Origin of the sequence: Rickettsia massiliae MTU5 (assembly GCF_000016625.1) — a bacterium.
In the GTDB taxonomy this organism is placed as follows: domain Bacteria; phylum Pseudomonadota; class Alphaproteobacteria; order Rickettsiales; family Rickettsiaceae; genus Rickettsia; species Rickettsia rickettsii.
Window position 1 is genome coordinate 1,277,507 of sequence record NC_009900.1, and the last position, 18,113, is coordinate 1,295,619.

Sequence of the window (18,113 nt, forward strand, 5' to 3'; positions counted from 1 at the left end):
ATTAGAGTATTGAAACAAAAAATAATAAATAAAAATATTAGTGCTTCTTGGAGTTCTTGGATTGATTATTTAAAAGTTAATATGGGCAATATGCGACTCGAGCAATTTCGTATATTATTTTTGAATAAGAAAAATATTTTAATTGCTGATGAGGTTTGAAGTCAAGGAACTATAGACCAAGCTGCGGTATATCCACGTGAGATAATTAAACGAGCTTTATTTAACAAAGCAAGCAGCCTTATACTTGTGCATCATCATCCAAGCGGTAGCCCTGAACCTTCAAAAGCCGACATTCATATGACAAATAAGATAGTAGAGACATGCCAAACCGTAAATATTATAGTACATGATCACGTCATTATAAGTAATAACAAATATTATAGTTTTAAATCTAATATGTTCCTATGAATATAAAGAGCTACAGCACATTATTTATTTTTTCTTTTATATCCACCGCTATATTAACATATATATTAACTAAATATCTTCCTACTATCGGTTTAGTTGATATACCAAGTAACCGTCGTTCTCATGATAAGATAACACCGCGCGGCGGCGGTCTTGCTATTGTAGTTGTTGTAATGATTGCTTTGAGCGGATTTGAATATATAACGAGCAATAACTTTGTTAATTCAATAAAAATATTACCGTTATTATTGGCAATTGCTTCGATTTCCTTTTTAGATGACTTAAAAGCCGTACCTATTCTAATTCGTTTAATAGTCCACTTAATTTGTGCAGCTTTTGCTATTTTTCTTTTTTCTCAGCTAAACTCTGTACATATACTAATATATTCTATTTTAGTTATAGCTTTAAGCGGTTTTATTAATATATATAATTTTATGGACGGTATAGACGGTATGAGTTGTGTGGAATCTATCCAGCTATCTAGCACTATGCTTATATTATGTTTTTTACAATTTCCGGCTATTAATAATCCATATTTTATAGCTAGTGTAAATGTTATTATTCTTGGTTGTTCTTGTGGTTTTTTAATATTTAATTGGCATCCGGCAAAAATATTTTTAGGAGACGTGGGAAGTATTAGTCTTGGATTCTTAACGGGTCTTTGTTTGCTCCTGCTGGCTCTTACAAGCACTAATTTATTTATAGCTTGTGCTATTGCTAGCTTATATTACATCACTGATGCAGTGCTAACCATATTAATTCGGCTACTCAATAAAGAAAAAATTTGGCAGCCTCATTTAAAGCATTTTTTTCAAAAAGCAGTACAAAAAGGTAAATCTCATAAACAAGTAGTATCGATTATAGCAGTTTGTAATATATTTTTAATGATCATATCGGTTACATCTTTACATTTTCCTGTAATATCTATAATGCTTGCTTTAGCCATCATAACTTTAACAGTGCAGAGTTTATTAAAATGAAGCTAATTAAAGAGGATATCGATAAAATAGTTAGACGTATATTTGCCAAACAACATCCATTGCTGCCTGAAATCATGATTAACTGGAATAAAATAGTCGGGTTTAACTTCAGCACTAAAGCATTACCTTTAAAAATCACCACCTATACTTATAAAAAACAAAAGATTAATACGCTGTTTATACAAGCTGAAGATAATGCTACTGCAGCAGAATTACCTTATTATCAAGATATTATTCTAGAACGTATTAAAATTTATTTAGGCTTTGAAGCAATACATCAAATGAACGTAACGTTTTATAAAGGAAAAAAGAGTCTTTAGATTAAGAGTTTGTTGGCATGAATATCAATATACTATCTCTACTATAACTCTGCAAGCTTGTAGGTGTTGTTGCCTGGCTCAGTTTATGTCATTCCCGCTTCCGCGGGAATGACATCGTACGGGCTTTTCGAACCATACAACAACTCCGCAACCGTAGGATCTAGGAAAAATAATAAAAATGCTGTAAATCAGAATTTTTTACTGGATTGCTTCGTCAATTACTTCGTAATTTTCCTCGCAATGACGAAAAAGCTGAATCATGCTAATACCTTGGCAGTCGCTTAGCTCATGACGTCTCAGTATCCACGTAGGCAATACCAAGGCACACAAACAAAAAAAGGAGCCTTTAATTAAAGACTCCTTTTTCGTGTTAATAGCTTGTAAAAAGATTTAAGACTAATTACATATCAAATCTTAATCCTGCCATTAAGTTATGACCTTTATAACGGGTTCCGCCAAATTTAACTTTATCCCCGTCAATAGTTTTGGTGGTATTTTTTGTTTTACCGTAATCTCTCCAGCTATAAACTAGTTCAGCTTTTACCCCTTGTGCAACTTCAAATGAAGTTCCTAAAGATAATTGATAAGCAAAGTTAGTTTTGTTTTTAGTAGTACCGTTGAAAGTTTTCGTTACACCATCTTTAATATCTTTAGAGTTAATTTTTTCCTTTATAAAAGCAGCACCAACACCTGCACCTGTAAATACTTTAAACATGCTTAAATCGACGAAATCAACATAACCGTTAAATAATACACTTACAATAGTAGGTTTATTTTTTACTGAGAAAGAAGCACCGTCTGGATAAGTTTTTGATTTCTTTAAATGACTACTTGCTACCGTTCCAATTGTTAAATCGGTTCTTAGATTATCCATAATATAGTAACCTGCACCGATCTCACCTGTAAATCCTGTATTAGACTTTAACTTAAAATCTGCTCCTTTATGTTTTGTTTTGTTAAAAATCACACCGCCGACATTAAGTTTTAAATACCATTGATTTTCTACAGATGATGACATCGATGAATTAGTAGATGCATCTACAGAAGAATTCATATCGCAATCAGCAAATGAAAGACCGGAAGTTAAAAGTGCTGTGCTTGCAGCTGCTATTAAAAGTAATTTTTTCATATTGTTAAATTTTTCCTTTAAATTTTATTAGTTGTTAGTAAAAACGATATTAGATAATAATTTTACAATTTTTATCTAAATTCGACAAAAAATAGTCTTAAGTGACATTTCTGAGTTGTCGTCTAATGTCACTCCGTGGCTTAATAACCACTCCAGTCTTTTTTCTTGTATTTCTAGATACTGTGGTTAATAAGCCACGGTATGATATTAGGTTATTACCTAAAACTATTAATATATTCTTGTTAATTATATATCAAATCTTATACCAGCTGTTAAGTTGTGGCTTTGATAACGCATACCACCGGTTGGTACACTTGTTCCTGGGTAAATTACATTCTTACTTTTTGTTCTACCATCATCTATCCAGCTATAAGCTAGTTCTACTTTAACACCGTCAGCAATTTGTGCAGAAGTACCTAAAGTTAGCTTGTAAGAAATATTAGTTCTGTTTTTAGTGTTAGATGAAAGACCGGTTATCCCATTATATGTAATTTTTTCTTTAACTAATGCAGGACCAACACCTGCACCAGCAAAAACATCGAACATATCAAAATTAGTTAAATCTACATAACCGTTAATAAGTAAACGTGTAATAGTAGGTTTATGGCTTGCTGAAACATTAGTACCGGTAAAAGGTGCATTAGTCGCAGCTCCGGATTTCTTTAATTTTCCACCGATTATAGTACCTAAAGTTAAATCGGCTCTACAGTTTTCGGAAATATAATAACCGATACCTAAATCAACTGGAACAGTTGTATTAGATTTTAATTTAACACCGGTTGCCTTATCTTTTTCTTCATTAAACATTGCTGCACCGGTATCTATTCTTAAATACCACTCATTATCCATGCCCTCGGCAAATGATAAGCTAGAAGATAAAATTGTTGCACTTGTAGCAGCTATTAAAAGTAACTTTTGCATGATTAGCACCTCAAATTAAATAATTAAACATTATCTTAATGGCATATATAACATATTATATTTTTTAGTGCTATATTTAATCGGCAATTAGATTCATATAATAAAGCTTTTATTAAGTTTTGTGACAAAATAAACACATATAGTTAATGCATGTTATTTTAGGTTCTGTGAAGATTGCTACAAATTATAAGATTTTTTTGAAATAGGATTTAACTATTCCTTCAAAAAGCTTATAATTTTCGCTTAAAAATATCTCAAAATAACAAATCTAATTAGCAATCTTCACAGAACCTATGTATTTATTAAACTTATCTTTCTCATCTTTAAATTTATCGGCATCAGGCAAAGCAGGTTTTTTTTTGGTAATATTTTTCCATCCTTTATTTTCTATAAAATCTTTTGCACGTTCTACCCATTCTATTAACCCCGGTGATTCGGGTTTAATAGCACCTATAGGACAATCAGGAACACAAACGCCACAATCTATACATTCATCGGGGTTAATGACTAACATAAAATCATCTTCCCTTTCACCTTCATAAAAACAATCTACAGGACATACTTCAACACAATCGGTATATTTACATTTTACGCATTCATCGGTTACAACATAAGTCATTTTATTATCTGTTTTTGATTTTGTCGATTAATATAGAAGTTCTTAAAAGTAATACTAATAGAAAATATAATATAAAACTAATAAACATGATAATTAAAGGCTTTAGCATTGAAGAGTGAATAGTTGGACTCCCTAGCCTTAAAACACTAGCAGGCTGATGCAGGCTATACCAAATATTTACCGAGAATTTTACTACCGGTATGTTAATCAGTCCGATAAGAGCAATAATAGAAGAAGGATTTTGTGCCTTTCTTATATTATCCGCACTATTCACTATAATAATATAGCTTAAATATAATAAAAATAATATGAGCATGGAGGTAAGTCTTGCATCCCAAACCCACCATGTCCCCCATATAGGTTTTCCCCATAAAGAACCTGTTACTAAACTAATCAAAGTAAAAGTAGCCCCAACGTAACTAGAAGCTACAGCTAACAAATAGCTAATAGTAGTTTTCCATACTAAATAGCTAAAGCTGCATGCTGCCATGAAAACATAAACACCAAGAGCCATCCAAGAGGCAGGGACATGAACATACATAATGCGTACAAACTCACCTTGCTGATAATCTACCGGCGAAACTATGAGGGCTAAATAAAGACCTATAATCATCATTACGCAAGTAGATATAGCTAATATAGGTATTATAATCTTTGATAATTTATTAAAATAATAGGGGGTTAATAGTTTTAGCATGTTTTTCTTAGTTCTTTATGTCATTCTTGCAATCTTCTATGTCATTCCCGCGAAAGCGGGAATCCAGTAAATAAAAACTAAATATAATTTCCATTAACTTTTTGTTTTTAAAAATTTTTTGTGGATTCCCGCCTTCGCGGGAATGACATCATCTAGGTTATCACTGTAGCTAGAAATAACAGTTCTTATCCTCTTAAAAAACTCTTTCATTAATAGCCCCGAATCCTCGGCAAGAATTCCGCTATATATTTCCGGTCTATGAAAACAAGCACTACTGTTAAAATATCGCAAATTACTTTCGACTGCTCCGTGCTTGGAATCAGAAGCCCCGTAAAATAAACGTTTTAACCTGCTATGAGCTATAGCTGCCGCACACATAGCACAAGGTTCTAAAGTAACGTAAATATCATAATCATTTAAATTTTTAGAAGATATAAGATTACATGCTTCATTAATAGCAATAATTTCAGCATGATAAAGAGCGTTATTTTTTGCTTCCGTATTGTTATGGGTACTAGCAATAATTTTCTGATTTAACCTATCTACAATTACCGCTCCGACCGGGACTTCATTTTTATCAAAAGCAATCTTGGCTTGTTTTAAAGCTTGCTCCATGAAAAAATTATTAAAATTAGCTTCTTTATCTAACAATATATTCACGGTAATTTACGTATTCTTCGATTCCAAAAGGATCTTGGTGGATAATTATTTCAGCCTCCGGAAATTCCTGCAATATTTCAAAAGCAATCTCATCGCTAATTTTATGAGCATTATAAAGCGACATATTGCCGTCCATTTCCAGATGGCACTGGATAAAAGCTTTTTGACCAGCATATCTAGTTTTCATTTCGTGCATACCTTTTACCCCTAAATGGTTATTAACTATCGAGATAATTTTTTGTCTATCTTGTTCGGGTAATTCATGATCTACTAAATTTTTAAATGCCTTTTTAAATAAAGAATAAGAAGAGTGAAATATATATAACGAAATAACTACACCAAATAATGGGTCAACACACCAAAAATAATCACTTAAATTTATAGAGATAATTACTATAACATTAGTTAGTAAGTCCGTGAAATAATGAAGCTTATCGGCTTTTACTATTTCCGATCTTGTTTTTTTAATTACATAAGTTTGGTAAAGCACTAAAATAATTGTTAAGAATATACATACATACATTACAGTAGTACCGTCGCTAATATTCTCCGGTTTTGTTTTTTCAAATAAAGATTTAACCGAAGAAAAGCATACAAAAAAAGCTGAAGCAAAGAAAAATATCGATTGAGAAAAAATTGTTAAATCCTGCATTTTTTCATGCCCGAATCGATGATGATGATCCGGCGGTTGCAGGGCAAATCTTAAAGCTATTAGATTAATAAAGGAGGAAGTTATATCAAGCATTGAATCAATTAAAGAAGCAAGGATTGATTGCGAATCGGTAACAACCCAAGCATATAATTTTATACTTAAAATAATTAATGCCGTAGTAACCGATAAATAAGATGCCGATTTTATTAACCGATTACGGCTATTAGTATCCATGACAAATCTTTCCAATTTATTTTTTGTAGTTTAACAAAGAAAATATAAAATTCAATTATAATGAGGTTCCGTGAACAAAATTAAAAATAATATTTTAAAATACAAATAATTTAAATTATGTTTACAGAATCTAGTTTTAGCTTTACAAAATTCTAAAAACCATATACTTATTAAATTATATATTAATTTAGAGAGAATTATATGAAACTATTATCTAAAATTATGATTATAGCTCTTGCAGCTTCTATGTTACAAGCCTGTAACGGTCCGGGCGGTATGAATAAACAAGGTACAGGAACACTTCTTGGCGGTGCTGGAGGCGCATTACTTGGTTCTCAATTCGGTAAGGGCAAAGGACAGCTTGTTGGAGTAGGTGTAGGTGCATTACTTGGAGCAGTTCTTGGTGGACAAATCGGTGCAGGTATAGATGAGCAGGATAGAAGACTTGCAGAGCTTGCCTCACAGAGAGCTTTAGAAACAGCTCCTAGCGGTAGTAACGTAGAATGGCGTAATCCGGATAACGGCAATTACGGTTACATAACACCTAATAAAACTTATAGAAATAGCACCGGTCAATATTGCCGTGAGTACACTCAAACAGTTGTAATAGGCGGAAAACAACAAAAAGCATACGGTAATGCATGCCGCCAACCTGACGGACAATGGCAAGTTGTGAATTGATAGACAAAACGTCATTGCGAGGAAAATTACAAAGTAATTGCCGAAGCAATCTCAGAAATTTTATTATTTCATGAGATTGCCACGCAGCTTATGGCTGCTCGTAATGACGTTATAACAAAAGAAGCAACCTATGACTTTCATAATAACACAAGTACGGCATTTAAACATAATGATCGCATTCCTGATAAATTTACTTGTAAAGGACAAAATGTTTCACCGCATCTACATTTAGAATGGAGTAATGCTCCTTCAGATACTAAATCTTTTGCACTTATAATGGATGATCCGGATGCACCGGTAGAAATAACACCGCCACACGGTATATGGTATCATTGGGTAATATATAATATTTCTGCTTCTATTACTAAGCTTTCAGAAGAACAAATAGAAGCGGCAAGAAAAAAAATACGGCGGTCCTTAATGCTCTAAATGATTATCTTGAGTTTGATGAGAATGCTAGCAAACAAGATTTAGTATTAGCCCTGCAAAAACATTTACTTGCCGAGGCAGAACTAATCGGCATTTATTCTATTTAATGAATGCTATTTATTGTCCACTGTGGTCATCCCGTGGCTTAACCACGGGATGACACAGAAGTGAACTGACACATGCAACAACCTATAATCGAGTTTCGTAACGTATCTAAAAAATTCGGTAATAAATTGCCGATAAATAACGTTAGTTTCACTGTCAAAAAAAATAATATCACTACTTTAATCGGACCTAACGGTGCAGGTAAAACTACCATAGTACGATTAATGCTTGGACTTGAAAAACCTACAAACGGCGAGATTATAATTGATCCCAAACTAAAAATTGGATATGTACCGCAGAAGTTCGGATTACCCCCTGATTTACCTATTACAGTAAAAAAATTTTTAGATTTGTTAGCACCAAGTAATTTTAATAACAATATTAAAGAGATTAACTCATTTATTGATTTGGAACATATAAAAGATCAAGAAATTTCTAAGCTCTCAGGAGGGCAGTTTCAAAAGGTAGTTCTTGCATGTTCAATAGTTAATAATCCCGACTTAATTATTTTAGATGAACCGTTACAGTCTTTAGACGTAACAAGCCAACAAGAATTTTATCAGCTTATTAATTTGATTCGTAAAAAGCTAAATATTACGGTTTTTATGATTTCTCATGATTTATTTACCGTAATAAAAAACTCCGATCAAGTGATATGCTTAAACGGTCACATATGTTGCAGCGGAATACCAAATGAAATAACTCCTAACTCTGAATTCTCAAATGCACTTTCTGCTCTAGGCTTCTATACCCACCACCATGACCATAAGCATTAGAATTCTTGCATCACTTATTTGTCTCCAAAAGGATCTCTCCTTATTAGCTATGTTATGCAAGAATTCTATTATACTTGAATTGTATTCCACACTCACCTAAGCTTGTTCTGTAGCATCATCACCCTATCACCTCTACTTTTAATCCGTATTATCGAGAACTGCGTTAAATCATTTTCATTTGTATTACCTGATTCTTATTGGCCTGTTATCACATTAAACAATTCTTTCGTAGTGAGCCGGGCCTTAGGATAAGCTTTTTACCTTATAACTATTTTCAATAAAGAGTTTCTGCTGACCTATACCATAGCAAGTAATTTTTTTATACTAAGACCGTCGTCAATTAAGATTTTTACCCGCAAACTATTTTTAATAACTAAGTCTTGCTGACTTGGTTCCATTGCAAGTAATTCTTTCACACTAACACCGGCGTCAGTCAAACTTTTTATATTATAGTCATTTTCAACAAAGAATTCTTATTTATCGTTTTTTCTATATTCGAAATTTGTGCAAAAGTAAAACCTATGTTAAGCAATGATATTTCCTCTTCTGTTAAATCTCGGTTAATTTGCTTACTTATTATAATTTGTTGTAGTAATTTACTATCAGTTTTTAGCTCTTCAATAGTAGAAATATTGATTAACCTGGTTATTAGCATTTTTTCCTAAGTTTAATTCTATTGTTGGTACTTCTCTTGTAATAGGATAAACATTTGTTGCATCGCCATATATAAATCTTGCTCCATTGGTTTTGGATGAAGTATAGTGTTTATATCAAGTTTAGGAGTTTCCACATCCTACATATAAATTTAATGCTTGTTTTTGTAATGCTTCTCTCAATTTATTTATTATAGGTACAAATAATAATTTATCTTCTTTCCCTAAATGCTCAAATGAATCTAGTACCATAGAAGTGGCTTTTTCATTCTTTTTTCCCTCTCCAGCAAACCAAGCATATGACTGAGCTCTTATATTTCCTTTATCATCCGTAATTATATAAAAACCGGCATTTGCTTTACTCATACCGTCTAAAACACATCTTGCGGAATCATGTCCTATAGATTGGCAAGAATTACTAAATTTACCAAGCATAAAACCTCTCATATCATCAGCAGGTAATTTAGAAAAATTATACTTTTTGCCTTTTACCTCTATATCAAAATTAATATCAGGCATATAATCTTCTTTTTTTAACTTATCTTCTTTTATAAAGTTCAATGCTTTTTGAAAACTATTATTATCTAGTTTTCCTTTTAAAGAAAAATGAGCTAAATTTTTTGCATGTAATTTATTTTTTTCTGATAATTCTTCTTCGTTGTACTTATAAGATTCTTTAATCACTATTTCAGTTACTTGATTTACTAATTCTTTTAAATCATTTTTAGTTATCTGCTGAAAATCATTTAATTTATTTTCTTTAAGAATTTTTTGAAATTTTTCAGTTTTTTCCAATAAGTGTGCATTACTGAAAATATATAATGAGTCTCTTCCCAGATTTATTTAAAATTTGAAAAAATTCTAATGTTTTGGAAGACAATTTTTGTGGTAAATTAAATTGAAAACTCAATTCTATTGTTTCTTTTGTATCATAATTAACAGTTTTTAAGTAACTTTTTATATCTCCTAAATTTCCAAAGTAAGTAGATAATTTTTTAGCCATTTTTAAAGAATTTAACCGCCATTCCCTGTATATAAGTCAGCGATTATTTGACAATATGGCAATACTTCCTTACATAGTTCTTTACTAATAAGATTTTTTTAAGGCGTGTATTTGTAATTAAATATTGTGTATGTATTTTTTCAAAAACATCATTAATATTTAATTGATCAAAATTATTTTCTAATAATTCTTTTAATGTATCACTAGACTTGTATGGACCTACCCGATAATGCAAGAAAAAAATAATATATAACAGCAAAAAAATCGAATGCAGTCATGTATCCGGCTTATAGTTAATAAATCACTTTAAATTTACCCTATAGCCCTGATGGAATTCGCTGGCTTACAAACTATATTACTTATCATTTTGTCGACTTCTAAAGAGTCATTGTCCAGTTCAGTTTTTTTGTAAGCTAAGGTTCGTCTTATTTACCATCAATATTATCATTCTTTCGCATATTCCGGATTAGAATCTATTAAATTTCTACTTACCTATAATATTATCTCGTCAACTATTTGTACCAATTCTTTAGCTACAAACTTTACTCTCAGTATAATCATTACCTGAACTGTGTACTGTAAACACCACTCTTGCTAGTTTATTAGCTACTGCAACAGTTGTTTTATTATGCCCATTTCGTTCAGATAAATTAAACATCCACTTGGTAAACTTGCTATAATCTTTTTTAGATTTTTGCTCTTCCGTGGTAAATCTTATCTTACTATTCAGTACTGCTCTTGCTCCTTGAATCAACAAAGTGCGTAAATAGATATCACCTCTTTTACTAATACCAAGCAACTTATCTTTGCCACCACTAGAATGTTGCCTTGGCACTAATCCTAGCCATGCTGATAATTGCCTGCCATTTTTAAAACAACTAGCATTACCTATTGATGCTATTAAGGCTGTAGCAGTTATTAAATCTATACCTGGTATCGTCATTAGTTGTTGGTGATTACTATACTGGCTAGCTATAATTTTTAATCTTTGTTTTAATTCTTTTATTTTTTTATCATTCTCTAGAAATTCTGCTTTTAACTCACTAAACGTTCGATAGCTTAGCTGACTTAAATCCCCTTCATCTAAAATTTCGGTTAATTTTGTCATAATCTTATTGATTCCTTGCGGAATAACAAAACCAAATTCATGTAATAATCCCCTGATCTCATTAGCAAGAGCTGTACGATTTTTTACCAATCTCTGTCTTACCCTATGAATAAATAAAATATCTTGTTGCTCTACAGTTTTGATAGGCACAAACCTCATATTAGGTCTTGCTACTGCCTCACATATTGCTTCTGCATCAAGCTTGATCATTTTTATTAGTTTTAACATAAGGCTTAACAAATTGTGGAGCCATTAGTTTTACATTATGACCTAATTTTGTTAATTCTCTTGCCCAATAGCTAGAACCACCGCAAGCTTCCATGCCTACTAGACATCTTCTTGGTAAATTAGCCATAAAAGTTATAACCTGCTCTCTCATTAATTTTTTCTTTAATATTGTCTTACCATTTTTATCTACACCGTGAATTTGAAAAATTCTTTTTGCAATATCTATACCAATTGTGGTAACTTCCATATGGACCTCCTTATTGTTGTTTAGGATTCATTTCCTATCCTAGAAGATTAGCTTCTGCTTCTCATTCTGTATATAGGGTAGGTCCATACCATTATTTTGGTTAAAATATTCTCATTTTTATTATAAAAATTAAGCTTAGCTTAAAGACAAGCATATTCTAGAGGCAAGTTTTTCAACATTGCTAGAGCTTTAAGTGGCTGTTCAGGTTTATCTTCAGCATCATATACTACTAGATACTCGCCACGTGAATATTCTAGAGCATAATTAAGGGCTTTCGGCTTTTAGTTCTTGGTAGACTTTTCGGAACAGATATAACATGAAAATAAGACGGTAAATTATATAACACTATTTCTTTAATCATTAGATAATCGTCATCTTCGGTAGTTAATAAACTATAAATTTTTTCAATACTATTTAAATGTAACTTTCATTAATTGCTTCTTTTATAATTATTCTACAGAAAACCATAAAACATGGTAATTTTAGAAAATAGCAAGGATTAGATTAATTTGTCTTAACGAAATCAAGGGATGAGTGTTAAGGATAATTTAGAAATACATCAAATAGCAAATTATATAGAGTAACTTGCTATTTATATTAGATCACACCAAATATTGCTTTAAATATCTACCGGTATGGCTTTCCTCACATGCAACGATGTCGGCAGGGGTGCCACATACAACTATCTTACCGCCTTTGTCGCCACCTTCAGGACCGACGTCAATAATATAATCTGCAGTTTTTATAACATCTAAATTATGCTCGATAACTAAAACGGTATTGCCCATATCAACAAGCTTATGTAACACTTTTAACAATTTATTAATATCGTCGATATGTAATCCCGTAGTCGGTTCATCAAGTATATAAAGCGTTTTACCGGTTGAACGTCTTGATAATTCTTTAGCAAGCTTAACGCGTTGTGCTTCACCACCTGAGAGAGTAGTAGCAGACTGACCGATTTTAATATAGCCTAGACCCACTTCATTTAAGGTAATTAATTTTTCATAGATTAACGGTATTTTTTCAAAAAACTGCATCGCATCTTCTACAGTCATCATCAAAATATCGGCAATAGATTTACCTTTATATTTTATTTCAAGCGTTTCTCTATTATATCTGTGACCGTTACAAATATCACACTTTACATATACGTCAGGTAGGAAATGCATCTCTATTTTTATTAGCCCGTCACCTTGGCATGCTTCACATCTACCGCCTTTAACGTTAAATGAAAATCTACCTACTTTATACCCTCTAGCTTTTGATTCAGGTAATTCCACAAACCAATCCCTAATATGGGTAAAGGCACCTGTATAAGTCGCAGGGTTTGAACGAGGAGTTCTACCTATCGGAGATTGATTAATATCGATAATTTTATCAATATATTCAAGTCCTTTTAACTCTCTATATTTGCCGGGAAATACTTTGCTAGTTGGCTCTAAATGCTTTAGAGCCGCTTTATATAGAGTATGAATCATCAAGCTTGATTTACCGCTTCCCGATACTCCCGTTATAGCGGTAAAAGTACCAAGCGGAATTTTGATATCAACATTATCTAAATTGTTGGAAACCGCCCCAAGTAATTCAATTGCCCTATTATCATGCCCTACTCTTGTTTCAGACGGCACTTTGATTGTTTGACGACCGCTTAGATACCTACCTGTGATACTTTCTTCAAAATTCTTTATTTCTTCAGCATTTCCTTCCGCAATAACACGACCGCCGTGAATACCGGCTCCCGGTCCTATATCAATAATATGGTCTGCTTCATATATTGTTTCTTCGTCATGCTCGACTACCAAAACGGTATTACCCAGATCTCTAAGCCTTTTTAGTGTCTCAATTAATCTTGTATTATCTCGTTGATGAAGACCGATAGACGGCTCATCAAGTACATATAAAACACCGCTCAGTCCTGAACCTATTTGAGATGCAAGACGAATACGCTGACTTTCCCCTCCCGATAAATTACCTGCTTCTCGTGATAACGTTAGATAATCAAGCCCAACATTCATAAGAAATTTTAATCTCTCGGTAATTTCTTTGAGTATACGCTCAGCAATAAATAATTGCTTTTTATTTAATTTTTCTTCTAAGTGACTAAACCATTTTTGCAAGGCTGCAATACTCATACCTGCTACTTCGCCTATATGAAAATTTGCTATTTTAACGCATAATGCTTCGTCTTTTAATCTAAACCCTGAACAAGCAGTACATTTATGCTCTGACTTAAATTTAGCTAGTGCTTCTTTAATTAAAACCGATTCTATAGTACGGTCCTTTTCTTGCAAACTTGGTATTATACCGGCAAAAGGTTGTTTTATTATTTGCGTTTTAGAACCATCGTGAAATTCAAACTTTATTGCCTCTTCTCCTGAACCTTCAAATAAAATATCCTTAACATTTTGTGATAAACTTATAAAAGGTACTTCAATAGAAAATTTATAATGATCGGCAAGAGCCTTTAATGTCTCTAGGGTAAATTTAGAAGATGTACTACCCCAAGGCACTATTGCACCGTCTTTAATAGAAATTCTTTGATCCGGAACTATTAAATCTCTATCAAAGAAAAACTCCTTACCTATCCCTTCACATTTAGGACATGCTCCAAAAGGGCTATTAAAAGAAAAGATTCGAGGCTCTATTTCAGTAAGCTGAAAACCCGATACCGGACAAGAATATTGCTCAGAAAAAGTAATACGCTGATTTTTTTCAAACTCGCTCTTAACTGCCGGCGGTAATTCTACAATTTCCAAATAAGTAATACCCTCGGCAAGATTTAACGCACTCTCTAAGCTATCTGCAAGTCTATTACCTAAACTTTCGTCTAGAACTATTCTATCAACAATCACTTCTATATTATGCTTCTTATTTTTATCAAGTTTCGGTAAATCATCAATTTCGCAAACTTCCCCGTTAACTATTAACTTCTGAAAGCCTTGCTTTTTCAGATTCATAATTTCACGCTTGAACTCACCCTTATGTCCTCTAACAATAGGAGCGAGTAAATATATTTTCGTACCCTTAGGTAATTCGTTAATTATATCTACCATCTCAGAAACTGTTTGGCTATGTATCGGAAGACCGGTTGCCGGAGAGTAAGGAATACCCACCCTTGCATATAATAACCTAAGATAATCGTAAATTTCCGTTATAGTTCCAACCGTAGAACGTGGATTTTTGGAAGTAGTTTTTTGGTCAATTGCAATAGCAGGCGATAATCCGGAAATAGATTCTACATTAGGTTTATTTTGTAAATGTAAGAATTGCCTTGCATATGAAGATAAACTTTCAACATATCGCCTTTGACCTTCTGCATAAATAGTATCAAACGCTAAAGAAGACTTGCCTGAACCGCTAAGGCCGGTGATAACAACAAATTTATTCCTTGGAATATTAACATTTATATTTTTTAGATTATGCTCTTTAGCACCGCGTACCTTAATATATTCTTGGTTCATAATCACTTCACTACAAAATTTTTGAGATATTTTTTAAAAAACCTGTAGTATTATAGGCTCTTTTATTTTATTATTGCAATAATAATATTTTATAAGTAGGTAGTAATCTATGGCAGGTAGTTTAAATAAAGTAATATTAATAGGTAATGTAGGGCGTGATCCGGAAGTGAGAACTACGGGCGAAGGGAAAAAAATCATTAATCTTTCCTTAGCAACAACCGAAACTTGGAAAGATCGCATTACCAGCGAACGAAAAGAACGAACTGAATGGCATAGAGTAGTGATATTTAGTGACGGGTTAGTATCTGTTGTAGAACGCTATGTCACAAAAGGTAGCAAATTATACATTGAAGGTTCATTGCAAACCCGTAAGTGGAATGATAATTCAGGTCAAGAAAAATATACCACGGAAGTTGTGTTACAAAACTTTAATTCACAATTAATATTATTAGATAGTAAAAACTCTAATAATCATACTCAAGATTCAGGACATAGCGAATATAAACATCCTGAAACTAAAAATCATTCCTTTGACCATAGCGACTTAGACGACGAAATACCGTTTTAATCAAAATTGTTATGAAAAATTTTATTTGGGCAATAATATTTCCAATATTTCTTTCAGGGTGTTCTACTACTCATGATGTAGCTAGCAGGGTAAAGCATTCGCAAGATATAGCAACTCAAAATAACTTTCAGATGAGGCTAGTAAACGGTGGTGATTTTACTCTTACGACTTATCAGCGTATTACCAACCGTAACCTACCTTTTGTATTCTATATTGAGGGAGATGGACATCTTGCGGATGGATCTGCTAATTCTGACAACCCTACTCCCGTTAATCCGATGCTCTTAAAGCTTGCTACAATGGATAAAAGACCGAATATTGTTTATATAGCAAGACCTTGCCAATATACTCCTTTAGAAATGAACTCAAAATGCATTAGCGATTATTGGTTAGATAAAAGAATGGGACAGGAAGTCGTAGATTCAATTAACAATGTCATAAATATTATCAATAACGGACAAAAATTTAGCTTAGTCGGCTTCTCCGGTGGCGGCGGGCTTACAATATTAATTGCCGCTCAAAATAGTAATGTTAAAGATATTATAACGATTGCCGGTAATTTAGATACTAAAAAGTTTGATAAATATCATAATTATCGTGGTTACTTAGTTAAATCCTTAAACCCGATAAATTATGCAAAACAGGTTAATAATATCCCTCAATTACATCTCTCCGGCATGGATGACAAAAGAGTCCCGCCTTTCATAGCAGCACTTTACGTAAAAACAAGTAATTCACCGTGTGTAAAAAAGCAAACTTTTCCTAATATTGCTCATGCAAAAGGTTGGGATAAAGTTTGGTCTAATATATTAGATATGCCTCTGATTTGTAATTAGACATTAGGAAATATTATTAATCTATATTCAAGCACTTATCATGGCTTTTGCCCTTAATGTTATGCCGGCTGTACCAAATTGTTTTAGACATTTTCCAATCTTTAAATGCTTTACTTCCAAACATTTACATATGCTGTATCAGCTGCTTGTATGTATGTTATTAGCTCTTTTGGTTTTCCTCATTTAATAAAAACCTTTGGAAACTGGGGAGTATTAATTATTATGATTCCAACAAGTATTGGATTTGGTATATTTCATTTTGAAAAATTGGAGAAAGAAAGTGGAAATTATCCGACAAAATCTTTTGCTCCTCCTCCGGTGATGTCTGCTTAATTGATAAATATTTATAGCAGGTTTCCTGTAATATCTCTTAGTTTAAGACACTCAGCAAAAATTATAAAATGCGTATTATTAGAGAATTAAAGAAAATAATCAGAAGTTTTAATAGTTAGTAATAATTATAATCTATAATATTGCCGACGTTTCACTAAACCTTGCAGCTTAAGACCGCCTTTAGCACGCATCCATCGCAGTAACTCGTTAGCAGCGTTTGCATATTCACCTCGGTTTAGCTTTTGCCGCAATGTTGATGCTTGAAATGCCCCAGCCCCGCAGTTGAAAATAAACAAGATTAAGGCGGCTTTTTGGTTTTCGGTTAATGGCACACCCTAGTGGACGATTATCGACACATTTAACAGCTTCGAGTAATTATTATTTATCTTTCTACAGATCCTCGCTTGCTTTTTTGCGATATATTCTTGGGGGTAGGTAATAGAATGAGGAAGGGGAGATTTATGTTTGTTAATAGTAGCCCTTATGCGTTCTAGTGTTTGTTTAGTATTTTTATTAGCATGTGTTATAGCATCCATATAAATACCTACTTCTTTCTGTTCTTTTTTGAAAGCTTTTTTATTTCCTATGTTAGCCAAAGCTTTAAAACTATGTTTTATAATTTGTCCAATATTTTTAAAAACATGCAAATTATCTTTTTTAGCTGTTTCTTTGCACCATATATCTAGATTCTCTAATTCTTTTTTGATTTCAGGATTTTCCTTCCCTTTTTCATAAGTATAAATAATCTTTTCTAATTTTTCTTGAAATTCTTTTTCGTTATTACTAGGTTTTAAATTAAGCATTACACAAGAATGGTCTGATAATAGTTCTTTGAGGGTATTAATAATCATTTCTTCTTTTAATCCATTATTAGCTCCATTAAGCAAATTTTCATATTTATGTCTACATATGGAGCTATACTTGTGATATCATGATTATTAAATATTAGTTAACACAAAAGAAATTAAAGCTTTAATTAATAAACTTGAGAAATATTTTTAATTAAATTATTAATGTTTCGTTTTATAAGGTGATAAATTTACTATTTAGAAGAAAGAGCAA

The 18,113-nt window shown here is 32.3% G+C and carries 17 protein-coding genes and 5 pseudogenes; 9 read left to right on the forward strand and 13 right to left on the reverse strand.

What is annotated here, in order from left to right; translation table 11 throughout:
• Positions 1 to 9: 9 nt before the first annotated feature.
• From RMA_RS06925 to RMA_RS06935, 3 genes and pseudogenes are all read left to right on the forward strand, one after another.
• Positions 10 to 415, forward strand: a pseudogene (locus RMA_RS06925) (JAB domain-containing protein); the annotation flags it as partial.
• The gene (locus tag RMA_RS06930; RefSeq protein WP_012153211.1) at positions 405 to 1,388 is read left to right on the forward strand and encodes an MraY family glycosyltransferase; all 984 of its coding nucleotides are present in this window, start codon (positions 405 to 407) and stop codon (positions 1,386 to 1,388) included. The pseudogene RMA_RS06925 and the gene RMA_RS06930, both read left to right, overlap by 11 nt.
• The gene (locus RMA_RS06935; protein ID WP_014366132.1) at positions 1,385 to 1,708 is read left to right on the forward strand and encodes a DUF721 domain-containing protein; all 324 of its coding nucleotides are present in this window, start codon (positions 1,385 to 1,387) and stop codon (positions 1,706 to 1,708) included. The genes RMA_RS06930 and RMA_RS06935 overlap by 4 nt, the downstream gene beginning before the upstream one ends.
• Before the next feature lie 400 nt (positions 1,709 to 2,108).
• On the opposite strand, the gene RMA_RS06940 is transcribed toward RMA_RS06935, so the two are convergent.
• The 6 genes from RMA_RS06940 to RMA_RS06965 all read right to left on the reverse strand — a co-directional run bounded on the left by RMA_RS06940 (position 2,109) and on the right by RMA_RS06965 (position 6,620).
• Positions 2,109 to 2,837, reverse strand: a complete 729-nt coding sequence (locus RMA_RS06940) for an outer membrane protein (protein ID WP_012153213.1) — start codon at positions 2,835 to 2,837, stop codon at positions 2,109 to 2,111.
• Between the two features lie 246 nt (positions 2,838 to 3,083).
• The gene (locus RMA_RS06945; protein ID WP_041404894.1) at positions 3,084 to 3,758 is read right to left on the reverse strand and encodes an outer membrane beta-barrel protein; all 675 of its coding nucleotides are present in this window, start codon (positions 3,756 to 3,758) and stop codon (positions 3,084 to 3,086) included.
• Positions 3,759 to 4,026: 268 nt separating this feature from the next.
• Complete coding sequence (locus RMA_RS06950; protein WP_012153215.1) at positions 4,027 to 4,377, reverse strand: ferredoxin family protein; 351 nt, start codon at positions 4,375 to 4,377, stop codon at positions 4,027 to 4,029.
• A gap of 4 nt (positions 4,378 to 4,381) precedes the next feature.
• Entirely contained in the window at positions 4,382 to 5,074 is a 693-nt protein-coding gene (locus RMA_RS06955; RefSeq protein ID WP_012153216.1) for a heme ABC transporter permease, read from the reverse strand.
• Positions 5,075 to 5,167: 93 nt separating this feature from the next.
• On the reverse strand, positions 5,168 to 5,734 hold the full coding sequence (locus RMA_RS06960; protein ID WP_014366136.1) for a nucleoside deaminase: 567 nt from the start codon (positions 5,732 to 5,734) through the stop codon (positions 5,168 to 5,170).
• Positions 5,715 to 6,620, reverse strand: a complete 906-nt coding sequence (locus tag RMA_RS06965) for a cation diffusion facilitator family transporter (RefSeq protein ID WP_041404895.1) — start codon at positions 6,618 to 6,620, stop codon at positions 5,715 to 5,717. Before RMA_RS06965 ends, RMA_RS06960 begins: the two co-directional genes overlap by 20 nt.
• A gap of 201 nt (positions 6,621 to 6,821) precedes the next feature.
• Here RMA_RS06965 and RMA_RS06970 point away from each other — a divergent pair, with 201 nt between their 5' ends.
• The 3 genes from RMA_RS06970 (at position 6,822) to RMA_RS06980 (ending at position 8,611) form a co-directional block, all read left to right on the forward strand.
• Positions 6,822 to 7,301, forward strand: a complete 480-nt coding sequence (locus RMA_RS06970; protein WP_012153219.1) for an RT0821/Lpp0805 family surface protein — start codon at positions 6,822 to 6,824, stop codon at positions 7,299 to 7,301.
• Between the two features lie 90 nt (positions 7,302 to 7,391).
• The gene (locus RMA_RS06975; RefSeq protein WP_238375471.1) at positions 7,392 to 7,730 is read left to right on the forward strand and encodes a YbhB/YbcL family Raf kinase inhibitor-like protein; all 339 of its coding nucleotides are present in this window, start codon (positions 7,392 to 7,394) and stop codon (positions 7,728 to 7,730) included.
• 179 nt (positions 7,731 to 7,909) lie between these two features.
• Positions 7,910 to 8,611 carry a metal ABC transporter ATP-binding protein gene (locus RMA_RS06980; RefSeq protein ID WP_012153221.1) on the forward strand — a complete coding sequence of 234 codons (702 nt, stop codon included), beginning with the start codon at positions 7,910 to 7,912 and terminating at the stop codon, positions 8,609 to 8,611.
• A gap of 442 nt (positions 8,612 to 9,053) precedes the next feature.
• Here RMA_RS06980 and RMA_RS11490 read toward each other — a convergent pair whose 3' ends face one another.
• The 5 genes and pseudogenes from RMA_RS11490 to uvrA form a co-directional block, all read right to left on the reverse strand.
• Complete coding sequence (locus RMA_RS11490; protein ID WP_238375472.1) at positions 9,054 to 9,266, reverse strand: hypothetical protein; 213 nt, start codon at positions 9,264 to 9,266, stop codon at positions 9,054 to 9,056.
• A gap of 247 nt (positions 9,267 to 9,513) precedes the next feature.
• A pseudogene (locus tag RMA_RS12155) lies at positions 9,514 to 9,783 on the reverse strand (hypothetical protein); the annotation flags it as partial.
• Between the two features lie 192 nt (positions 9,784 to 9,975).
• Positions 9,976 to 10,314, reverse strand: a pseudogene (locus RMA_RS12160) (hypothetical protein); the annotation flags it as partial.
• A 482-nt stretch (positions 10,315 to 10,796) separates the two neighbouring features.
• Positions 10,797 to 11,850 (reverse strand): annotated as a pseudogene (locus tag RMA_RS07005) (IS110 family transposase).
• A 602-nt stretch (positions 11,851 to 12,452) separates the two neighbouring features.
• Positions 12,453 to 15,314 carry an excinuclease ABC subunit UvrA gene (gene uvrA, locus RMA_RS07010; RefSeq protein ID WP_041404896.1) on the reverse strand — a complete coding sequence of 954 codons (2,862 nt, stop codon included), beginning with the start codon at positions 15,312 to 15,314 and terminating at the stop codon, positions 12,453 to 12,455.
• 109 nt (positions 15,315 to 15,423) lie between these two features.
• Here uvrA and RMA_RS07015 point away from each other — a divergent pair, with 109 nt between their 5' ends.
• The 3 genes and pseudogenes from RMA_RS07015 to RMA_RS11500 all read left to right on the forward strand — a co-directional run bounded on the left by RMA_RS07015 (position 15,424) and on the right by RMA_RS11500 (position 17,051).
• Positions 15,424 to 15,882 carry a single-stranded DNA-binding protein gene (locus RMA_RS07015; RefSeq protein ID WP_012153223.1) on the forward strand — a complete coding sequence of 153 codons (459 nt, stop codon included), beginning with the start codon at positions 15,424 to 15,426 and terminating at the stop codon, positions 15,880 to 15,882.
• Between the two features lie 11 nt (positions 15,883 to 15,893).
• Positions 15,894 to 16,718 (forward strand): alpha/beta hydrolase family protein, encoded by an 825-nt coding sequence (locus RMA_RS07020; RefSeq protein ID WP_014408021.1) that lies wholly within the window; start codon positions 15,894 to 15,896, stop codon positions 16,716 to 16,718.
• Positions 16,719 to 16,758: 40 nt separating this feature from the next.
• Positions 16,759 to 17,051: pseudogene (locus RMA_RS11500) on the forward strand (hypothetical protein).
• 125 nt (positions 17,052 to 17,176) lie between these two features.
• On the opposite strand, the gene RMA_RS07030 reads toward RMA_RS11500, so the two are convergent.
• Together RMA_RS07030 and RMA_RS07685 are read right to left on the reverse strand one after the other, a co-directional pair.
• A complete protein-coding gene (locus RMA_RS07030) occupies positions 17,177 to 17,383 on the reverse strand; it encodes a lysozyme (RefSeq protein WP_041404897.1) in 207 nt (68 codons plus the stop codon).
• A gap of 3 nt (positions 17,384 to 17,386) precedes the next feature.
• The gene (locus RMA_RS07685) at positions 17,387 to 17,938 is read right to left on the reverse strand and encodes a hypothetical protein (RefSeq protein WP_238375474.1); all 552 of its coding nucleotides are present in this window, start codon (positions 17,936 to 17,938) and stop codon (positions 17,387 to 17,389) included.
• Positions 17,939 to 18,113 lie beyond the last annotated feature (175 nt).

Coding starts and splice junctions, on each gene's coding strand:
- RMA_RS06975 (WP_238375471.1), top strand. CDS start 7,392: ATGGCTGCTCGTAATGACGTTATAACAAAAGAAGCAACCTATGACTTT.
- RMA_RS07020 (WP_014408021.1), top strand. CDS start 15,894: ATGAAAAATTTTATTTGGGCAATAATATTTCCAATATTTCTTTCAGGG.
- RMA_RS06940 (WP_012153213.1), bottom strand. CDS start 2,837: ATGAAAAAATTACTTTTAATAGCAGCTGCAAGCACAGCACTTTTAACT.
- RMA_RS06945 (WP_041404894.1), bottom strand. CDS start 3,758: ATGCAAAAGTTACTTTTAATAGCTGCTACAAGTGCAACAATTTTATCT.
- RMA_RS06980 (WP_012153221.1), top strand. CDS start 7,910: ATGCAACAACCTATAATCGAGTTTCGTAACGTATCTAAAAAATTCGGT.
- RMA_RS06950 (WP_012153215.1), bottom strand. CDS start 4,377: ATGACTTATGTTGTAACCGATGAATGCGTAAAATGTAAATATACCGAT.
- RMA_RS06965 (WP_041404895.1), bottom strand. CDS start 6,620: ATGGATACTAATAGCCGTAATCGGTTAATAAAATCGGCATCTTATTTA.
- RMA_RS06970 (WP_012153219.1), top strand. CDS start 6,822: ATGAAACTATTATCTAAAATTATGATTATAGCTCTTGCAGCTTCTATG.
- RMA_RS06930 (WP_012153211.1), top strand. CDS start 405: ATGAATATAAAGAGCTACAGCACATTATTTATTTTTTCTTTTATATCC.
- RMA_RS06935 (WP_014366132.1), top strand. CDS start 1,385: ATGAAGCTAATTAAAGAGGATATCGATAAAATAGTTAGACGTATATTT.
- RMA_RS06955 (WP_012153216.1), bottom strand. CDS start 5,074: ATGCTAAAACTATTAACCCCCTATTATTTTAATAAATTATCAAAGATT.
- uvrA (WP_041404896.1), bottom strand. CDS start 15,314: ATGAACCAAGAATATATTAAGGTACGCGGTGCTAAAGAGCATAATCTA.
- RMA_RS07015 (WP_012153223.1), top strand. CDS start 15,424: ATGGCAGGTAGTTTAAATAAAGTAATATTAATAGGTAATGTAGGGCGT.
- RMA_RS11490 (WP_238375472.1), bottom strand. CDS start 9,266: ATGCTAATAACCAGGTTAATCAATATTTCTACTATTGAAGAGCTAAAA.